An 8,910-nucleotide genomic window follows, 5' to 3' on the forward strand; every position below is an offset into this window, starting at 1 on the left:
GCATTCCCTTGTTCAAGTCTCTTGAAAACTCAGTCAAAAGATTTTGTAAGCGATGCCAAACTCGAATGACCGACCATTGCGGTAGGTGCGGAAGAGTTCGCTACCGACGCGGTAGTTGTGTTGTCGGTCTAAAAGATTTTCAATCTGAAATTCCACACGCCAGCGGCGCTCGACGCCGAACCCTTTGGTGAAACTCAAATCAAAATTCGGGTAGCCTTTTTGAATCGTATCCGGCAACCCGAATGCGCCAACCTCAGTGATGCGTTCGCCGGTGTAGTTGAAAAGCGCGCGGCTCTCAATTCCCCACTTAGGTATTTCATGGTCAAGCACGAAGTTGACAATATTTTTTGCCTGCCCGATGAGCGGACGGTTGGCGCTGGTGAGAATGCCGACATTTTCTGCGCCAATATCGACGCGCGATTTGACGTAGGTGTAATTGGTATTGACCGAGAAATGTTTCAACCGTTCCCACCAGTTGCCGAGATTTTTTCGCAACTCGATTTCGACGCCGGTGTTGCGGGCTTTTTCCGCATTGCGAAACGAGGTGCGCAAACTGGTCGTCGCTTCGACCACCACTTCTATCGGGTCATCAAGCTGTTTGTGAAAAACCCCGATTGCCAGCAACTCGGTCGCGCCGAAATACCATTCATAACGACCGTCGAAATTGGAAATCAGCGTTCGTTTAACATCCGGGTTGCCAACTGCCGAACGTCCGCCGGTCACATCGGTAAATTCAAATGGACTCAACTCGCGAAATTGCGGACGCGCCACCGTGCGACTGAACCCGCCGCGCAGATTCATGGTGCCGTTACGGAAGGTATAAACCAGCCCGGCGCTCGGTAAGACATCGGTGTTATCCAGGTCAGCGGCAATCGGCACCACTTCCGGGCGATAAGGTTCAAAGGTGTTGACGCGCTGTTCGGATTTTTCAACTCTTGCGCCGCCGATAAAACGCCAGTTTTTCAACGTATAATCCGCCATCAGATAGCCCGCATAAATATTATGCAGGGCGTCGTAATGGTCTGTGGTGCGGGTTTCTTCGCGGATTTCAAAGCCATTCGTTCCCTTGATATTTTCCGGCGTAAGCAATTGTTCAGGCGGAAGACTGGTATTGAGGGTGGTTAAAATATTGCCGCGCGGCAGAAAACGAAACCGCCGGGAATCGAATGAACGATCACGATTGATGTAACTCGCGCCCAGTTTGGTATTCAGCGAAGCGCTGCCGAAAAAGAAATATTTCGCCAGATCGAATGCCGGTTCGCGGACGTTTTCGCGCATTTTGTTGAACAGGTGGAAGAGACTTTGAGTTTGCGCGAAATAGATGAAATCGTTTTGGGTTTCGCTGAATTCATAAAGCGATTCGCGTAAATCCGGTTCATCGAGGGTGGCGCGCGAATAGGTATAGCGCCAGGTAAAGACGCTGTCGCCGAGCCAGTTGACCAGATGATTGCCCGAAACCTGCCCGGTGTAAATGCGCTCTTCGATATAACGCAATCGTTGATTGCGAATGACCGAGCCGCGATCAAGATAGAAACCCTCGAAGATGCGCGCTTCGTCGGTCGCCTGATTGGTCAGAAAATTTTTAAAGAATAGTTTGTTGTTCTTGGTGAGTTCATAGCTGGCGTTCACGGTCATTCCCAATCGCGCCACGAATTCGCTGGAATCGTAATCATAGTTGGCGTTCGGAACGATGCGTCCGCCTTCGCCCAGCACATAATAATTGCGAATTTCACTCAAAGTTTGCGGCTCGTTTTTAAAACTGAAGGCGCTGACGAAACCGAACCTGCCAAAGGTTGCGCCGCCCGACGCGCTCCATCCAAAGGTCGGTCGGGCATCGCTCGTGGTCGGTGTAAAAATGTTATTAAACGATTCGCCGATGGTTTCCAGTTGTTCGGGCGTAAACCCACCCGGAATGAAATCATTGCCTCTGAATACGCGCTCGTTTGCAGGGATAGTCGAAGGCAGCGACCGCGCGCCTCTGCCAAAACCAAAGAAATTTCTTGCGCCGCCGGTGCCGGGATAAGAGAGAAAATCACGGTCATGGGTTCGGGTATTAAAACCCGATGTGAACTTAATGGAAAGCGACGCGGCTTTGGGAAAATCGATGGTTTCAAGGCGCACCAACCCGCCGGAAAATTCGCCGGGTTGGTCTGGCGTGAAGGTCTTCAGGATTTTGACATTCTGCAAAAGATTGGCAGGAATCAAATCCATTGGCACGACTTTACGGTCAGGTTCAGTAGTTGGCAGTAAGGCATCGTTTAATGAAGTATTGCTGTAACGTTCGCCGAGTCCGCGCACAAAAACAAAGCGTTCGACCAGCGAAACCCCGGTCACCCGTTGCAAAACGCCTGCGGCATTCGATGACGTATCTTTGCTGATTTCGCGCGCCGAGATGACTTCCGAAACCATCGAATTGGATTTACGTTCCTGAATAATATCTGCAACATCATTGCTGTTTCCCGCCGTGACGGTAATTTGTTCGCCTGCGCCAACCGCCTGCAACACCCCATCAATCGGAGTGGTCTCGCCAGCCGTAACCACAACCCCTTCCAGCGTGCTGCCGACAAAGCCTTCTCGCGAAATTTTCAAGTCGTAAGTTCCCGGCTCAACTTCCAGTGTGTAATCGCCTTCGATACCGGTTTGCGCGGTGATGCCTTTGCCAATAATTTCGATAGTGGCTTTGATAAGCGGACTGCTATTCGCCTGATTTAAAATAAACCCGCTGATTTTTCCTCTTTTTGTTTGTTGGGTAAAACCATAATGGGGAAATACGCACGAAATGGTTAATAAAATACCGATAGCCACCTGGGGCATTTTGGATTTCAGCAGCATTTGTTCTCCTTAATATTCACGCTGATTTGCTGAACTGACGCCGAATGCGAAAGCGTTAAAAAACCGGCTATATTGCGATGTAAATCAAGCGTGGTTTGTGAAGCAGTGACTCTATCAGAAGGATGTTACGGTGCTGTGAAACCAAGATAAACTTTAGGTAAACGGAAAGTAAATTATTTGTAAAACAGGTGGCTAAGGATTACCGGGAGGAAACATTAAAAATGAAACGGCTCGCGTAAATTATATGCGGCTGCCGTGAGGATGTTGGCTTGCGCCTTGTAAACCGCCTGCATTTCAGGCGGCAAACCTATCGGAAGGTGATGAAACACCTTCAGGTTAAAAATTCATTGATGGCGCAAGTCCATTAAACGGATTCGCAATCGCTGTGGTTGTGAGGTTCAAAATGTTCGAGCAATCGACCTAAATCAGCGGCGCTTTCAATCGCCTGGCTGAGAACTTCTTTATCGGTATTCGGACATTTGCCGACAAGCGCCAATTCGCCTTCGGCGTTATGGGTGAATTTCAATGAGCCGCTTGCATCAGTTGCAGTGACCACAACCGTAAAATCCTGGTCTTCGAGATTATGTTCGAGTTGATAGGACACCGAATCTTTCGGCAATAATTTTTTCAGCGCGTTTTCGATTTTCTGCGCCTGGCGCTTTCGTTTCTTGAACTCGGCACGCTGTTCTTTGGTTTGCGCTTTCGTCCAGGCAGCAAGGGCATATTCTTTTAAGGTTTTCAAATGGCTATTCTCCTGTAATGAGTTTTGCCTCACTGAAAGCAAGGCGTCAGTTTACCAAATCGGGGTTGAATTTAACGTGAGCAAACTCTGAAATCAAGGTAAACCGATACTTCTTCGGTTTTATTGCGAAGATATTGTGGGCTGAGCTAACCAATCTTTAAATTAAACCTGCATTCAACACTGCTTTATCGGTCATCAGTCCTCCGCTGTTTTGTAGGGTTTTACCTGACCATTTCTCACACCAGATTTAATCAACTTCTTACACGAAATTCAGCCGCATTTAATATGCCCTCTCTATACTGCCGGTGCAGTCAATTTTTTTGTTCAACTCGTCAATTCAATCTCTGTCCATCGCAAGATTGAATACGCACAAAATTTCTTGGAGGAGAAGTCGTGAATCATAAAACTCATGTTCTATTTATTTTGGCGCGAAGCCTAATGGCAATCAGTTTGGTATTCGCCATGCTGATTCCTGCTCACGCGCAATTTGACAGCGCCACCGTGCTTGGCACCGTAAAAGATTCAAGCGGCGCGGTTATCCCGGCGGTGACCGTTTCATTAAAAAATCTCGATACCGGCATTATCACCACCGCACAGACCGATGAAAACGGCGATTTTCAATTTACCAATGTGAGGATTGGCAATTATCGGGTGACCGCTGAAAAGGAGGGTTTTTCAACCGCCGTTGCCGAGCGCGTCAATGTGACCGTAAATGCCCGCCAGCGCGTTGACCTCGCAATGCAACCGGGCACCTTATCGGAAAGCGTGATTGTCACTGCCGGGGTTGCCCTGTTGGAAACCGATTCCAGTGTGCGCGGTCAGGTGGTGCAGCGTGAACAGATTGTCAACCTGCCGCTCAACGGTCGTTCCTATGCGAATCTCGCGCTGCTAACGCCGGGGGTGCGCGAGTCTTCGCAAAACGGTATCACCACTGCCGGACGCGAAGCCGCATTCAATGTCAACGGGCTTCGCAATACGGTCAATAACTTTCTACTTGATGGCGTCGACAACAACGCCTACGGCACCAGTAATCAGGGATTTTCGGCACAGGTCGTACAGGTATCGCCCGATGCCGTGCAGGAATTCAAGGTGCAGACCAATACCTATAGCGCCGAGTTTGGTCGTAGCGGGGGCGCGGTAATCAATGCTTCGTATCGCAGCGGCACCAATCAATTTCATGGCAATGTCTGGGAATATCACCGCAACACGGCGTTGAATGCCGTAGGGTTTTTCAAACCCGCTGGCGGCAACAAACCGCCGCTTATTCGTAATCAATTCGGATTCACCTTAGGAGGGCCGATTTTAAAAGACCGGACATTCTTTTTCCTGGACTATGAAGGCTTTCGGCAGATTTCCAAAAACCTGGTGTTTTCGACGCTTCCCTCGCTTGCGCAACGCAATGGGATTTTATCGGTCGATGTGCGCAATCCATTTACCGGCACCATCCATCAAGCGGGCAATGCGATTCCCATGACCGCTTTCGCCCGTAAAGTTCTCAGTGAACTGCCTGCGCCAAACGTTGCAGGGACGCCGAACTTTCAAAATCTGGTTCCCAATCGGGCATACAACGACAAATTCAATATCCGGTTAGACCACACCTTCAGTCAGCACCTGAATGCCTTCATCCGCATCAGTCACCGCAAAGTCAATAACTTTGAGGGACCAAACATTCCCGGACCATCGGGCAGCAATCAAAATGGATTGGTTGGCGTGCTCAATCAACAACTCGCGGCAGGCGCGACCTACATCCTTGCCAATGCGTCGGTGCTCGATATACGACTGGGAATTATGCGTACCGAAGCCGGTAAAAAGCCGCCGCTTACGGGCGGACCCAGTATGCTGCAACTCTACGGCATCACCGGGTTGCCCGATGACCCGACCATCACCGGCGGACTAACGACTCAAACGATTACAGGATTTTCCCAGCTCGGTCGCCAGTCTACCAATCCGCAATTTCAGAACCCCTCGCATGTCAATCCGCGCCTGAATTACTCGTGGACTTGGGGGCGTCACAGTTTAAAAACCGGTTATGAATATCTGCGCGTCAACACCGATGTGCAAGACACCAATCCGCTCATGGGACTTGATACCTACAGTGGACAGTTCAGCCGTCCAAGCGGAGCTTTAGCGAATAACCTTTATAATCTCGCCGATTTTATGTTTGGCGCACGGTCGCAATATGAACTGGCAGATTTATTGGTGGTGAATTTGCGCCAGCGATTGCATTACGCTTATCTACAGGATGATTTTAAAGTCAATCCGAAACTGACGCTCAATATCGGTTTGCGGTATGAATTTTCAACGCCGATTTATGAAGCCGAAAACCGCCAGTCCAACTATGACCCGACCGGCAATGCCATCGTGCAGGCAAAAGACGGTTCGCTTGCCGACCGTGGACTGGTCAAACCGGATTACAATAATTTCGGGCCACGTCTGGGCTTTGCCTATAATCTGTTCGATAAAACGGTGCTGAGAGGCGGTTATGGTGTCGGCTTTGTCTTCTTTAACCGTTTGGGAAGCGCCGACCTTCTGGCAACCAATTTTCCGCAAATCACCCGCGCTAATATCACCCAGGATGGACGCAATGTTGCCGGTGGACTCTGCACCGGAAATAATTTCAGCGGTTGTTTTCGCACCACGCAGGCAGGCTACCCAACGGGTCTACCGAACAATGTGACGCTCTTTATTCCTCGCGACAAAGCCACGCCTTATATTCAGAACTGGCAGCTTTCTCTTCAACGCGAACTCACAAAAAATATGCTGATTGATATTGCCTACGTAGGCAATCACGCGATCAAACAGGTGTTGCTTGCGGATTTAAATCAGGCGCGTCCCTTGACCACAGCAGAACTGGCGTTGCCTGCGGCGCAACGACCAACTTTAGATCAGCGCCGACCGATTCAAGGCTTCCGTTCCATATCAGCAGTCTTGCCGGCGGCATTTTCAAATTACCAGGCATTACAAATCAAATTTGAACGCCGATTTTCGCAAGGGCTTTATCTGCTGAATTCCTTCACCTGGTCAAAAGCCATAGACAACGTCAGCCAGGTGTTGGAAGAACCCAACGGCAACGATGGACGTCCGCAAAATTTGTACAATCTGGCAGCCGACCGCGGACTGTCGGCATACGACCAGCCGTTTAACAACACCACCAGCTTTGTCTGGGAATTGCCTTTCGGCAAAGGGCGGGCTTTCGGTCGCGAACTGTCGCCGTGGCTTGATGGAGTGATTGGCGGCTGGGCAGTTACCGGCATCAACACGATGTTGAGCGGTCAAACCATCAATCTGCGTTATCAGCCTTCACCGGTTACGGCGAACCTGCCGTCATTTCTTGGCGGCATCGCTTTGCGCCCGAACGTGAGCGGCGAAGTGTTAGCGCCAAGCGGACAGCGCACTATTGATAATTATTTCAACAAAGCGAACATCACCCTGCCAACCGTTGACCAGCCTTTTGGAACGGCGGGGCGGAACATTGTTCGCAGCCAGGCATTTTTCCAGTTCGATTTCGGCTTGCAGAAGAATTTCCGTCTGCCGATTTCTGAAGTTTCGCGGCTGGAATTTCGCATGGAAACCTTCAATCTTTTGAACAAAACCAATTTCGGCGCGGCTAACCCTGATCGCAGCAGTTCAGCGTTTGGCACGATTCGCTCAACCTTCCCGGCGCGGCAGATTCAATTTGCTTTAAAACTGGCTTTCTAACCGCTTAAAGCAGTTTGCAATTGATTTCGCTGAGCGAATGAACGTCAGGAACAATGTAGGGGCAGCCCTGGTGTCTGCCCCTACATTCAATTGCTAATCGCGCTAAATTTTAAAAGTCGCGGTCTTCGACTGCCGCTTAATCGCGGTTTGACAATCTGCGCTAAATCCGCATGCGCAGAATCTCCAATAGGTCTTCATCCTTTGGTTAAGCTCTTATCTCCCAAAAGCGCGTCGTAATAATTTTCTTGCAGCAGAGAAGCCATCCCTTCAGGCTTCCGCATGATTGCCATTCGCTCATCCGTCCCGCGCAACAGACGAGAGATAACCTTAATCAGTTCATCTGCATCAACGGGTTTGACCAGATAAGCATCGGCTCCCGCCGCATAAGCTTCATCAATCGTTTTTGAATAGGCTTGAGCCGAACAAAAAATAATCGGCGTTTGGGGATTTTGCTCGCGAACTTTCTCACACAGATTGACCCCGCAACCATCCGGCAACAGCGTATCAAAGATGTAGAGGTCAAATCTCGTGGCGCTCATTTTACTCAATCCGGCTGCTATGGTTTGCGCATAATCAAACTCGTAGCCCGAAGTTTCAAGCACATAGCTGAGCAGTTCGCACGAATCATAATGGTCATCAATGCAAAGAATGCGTTTATTTGCTCGGTTCAATTGCACACCCCCGCTTTTTATATTTGGGGAAAAGAGATTCGGTGAGTGTATATCGAATGTTGGTGATGAGGATTAGGGCAAAATTATTTTAGCATTGATGCAGGACGCTGTGTAAAGCGGTTATACAAAACCGTGGGGAGTAATGGTTGACGAATTCATGCGGGGCAACCGGAGTGCCCTTACCCGGATTGCCCGCATCGGTGAGAGCGTTGGCAAAATTCGAGACAAAGATTGATTTCAGATATAAAACCTGTTTGAACCGTTCACCCAACATTTAGCACCGGCTCGATAGGTTTTGTAGACTCTTCAAGCACACCTCAACTTCTGTCGAACTCGCGTTACCTGATGACGGTTTATTTCACCTTCACCGCGCCTGCCGCGTCCAACGCTTTGCGCGCCTGACCGGCGCGGTCACGGTGTGTATAAACCCCAACCAGAATGCCGCCTTGCTGTATCTCTTCATTGTAAAATTTGGCTTCGTGCTCAGGCATGCCAAGCCCAATCAAAGCGCCGGTCAATCCTCCGGCGGCGGCTCCGGCTCCGAGTCCTGCAAGCGTTGCGACGATTGGTCCCGCGGCAACCAAACCTATCCCCGGAATCGCCACAATACCAAGAGCGACGAGTCCCGCGGCAACCGCACCTAAAACCCCGCCTATCGTTGCACCGGTAGCCGCGCCTTCAGGAGCTTTGGTCGCCATCGATAAACCAAATTCCCGACCGCGCGTTGCATCGCTCATCAATATACTGATGTCGTCACGTGACCAACCATAATGAATCAGGTCTTCAACGGCACGCTCCGCATCTGCGCGGGATTTGAACAATCCAGTAACCAGAGTAGCCATAAATATTCCTCCACGATTAAGTTGTCATTTGCAGAGGTTCATAGAGCAACGAGAGTGCCAATAATTTTCAGGTTTTATTTATTCTGAGTAATATTGCGGCGAGTCTTGCTAGCGCGTTGAAAGG

General features: G+C 49.8%; 5 protein-coding genes. 1 reads left to right on the top strand and 4 read right to left on the bottom strand.

Features of this window, described 5'->3' with window-relative positions; translation table 11 throughout:
* Positions 1-33: 33 nt before the first annotated feature.
* Both AB1757_24285 and AB1757_24290 read right to left on the bottom strand, forming a co-directional pair.
* The gene (locus AB1757_24285; GenBank protein ID MEW6130177.1) at positions 34-2,832 is read right to left on the bottom strand and encodes an outer membrane beta-barrel protein; all 2,799 of its coding nucleotides are present in this window, start codon (positions 2,830-2,832) and stop codon (positions 34-36) included.
* 364 nt (positions 2,833-3,196) lie between these two features.
* Positions 3,197-3,574, bottom strand: coding sequence for a hypothetical protein (locus tag AB1757_24290; GenBank protein ID MEW6130178.1), 378 nt, complete (start codon positions 3,572-3,574; stop codon positions 3,197-3,199).
* A gap of 393 nt (positions 3,575-3,967) precedes the next feature.
* Here AB1757_24290 and AB1757_24295 point away from each other — a divergent pair, with 393 nt between their 5' ends.
* Positions 3,968-7,273: a TonB-dependent receptor gene (locus AB1757_24295; GenBank protein MEW6130179.1), complete on the top strand. Its 3,306-nt coding sequence runs from the start codon at positions 3,968-3,970 to the stop codon at positions 7,271-7,273.
* Between the two features lie 194 nt (positions 7,274-7,467).
* Here the strand turns inward: AB1757_24295 and AB1757_24300 are convergent, their stop codons facing one another.
* Positions 7,468-7,944, bottom strand: a complete 477-nt coding sequence (locus AB1757_24300) for a response regulator (GenBank protein MEW6130180.1) — start codon at positions 7,942-7,944, stop codon at positions 7,468-7,470.
* Positions 7,945-8,297: 353 nt separating this feature from the next.
* Entirely contained in the window at positions 8,298-8,786 is a 489-nt protein-coding gene (locus AB1757_24305) for a hypothetical protein (protein ID MEW6130181.1), read from the bottom strand.
* Between the last annotated feature and the right edge of the window lie 124 nt (positions 8,787-8,910).

Source organism: Acidobacteriota bacterium (assembly GCA_040754075.1).
Taxonomy (GTDB): domain Bacteria; phylum Acidobacteriota; class Blastocatellia; order UBA7656; family UBA7656; genus JBFMDH01.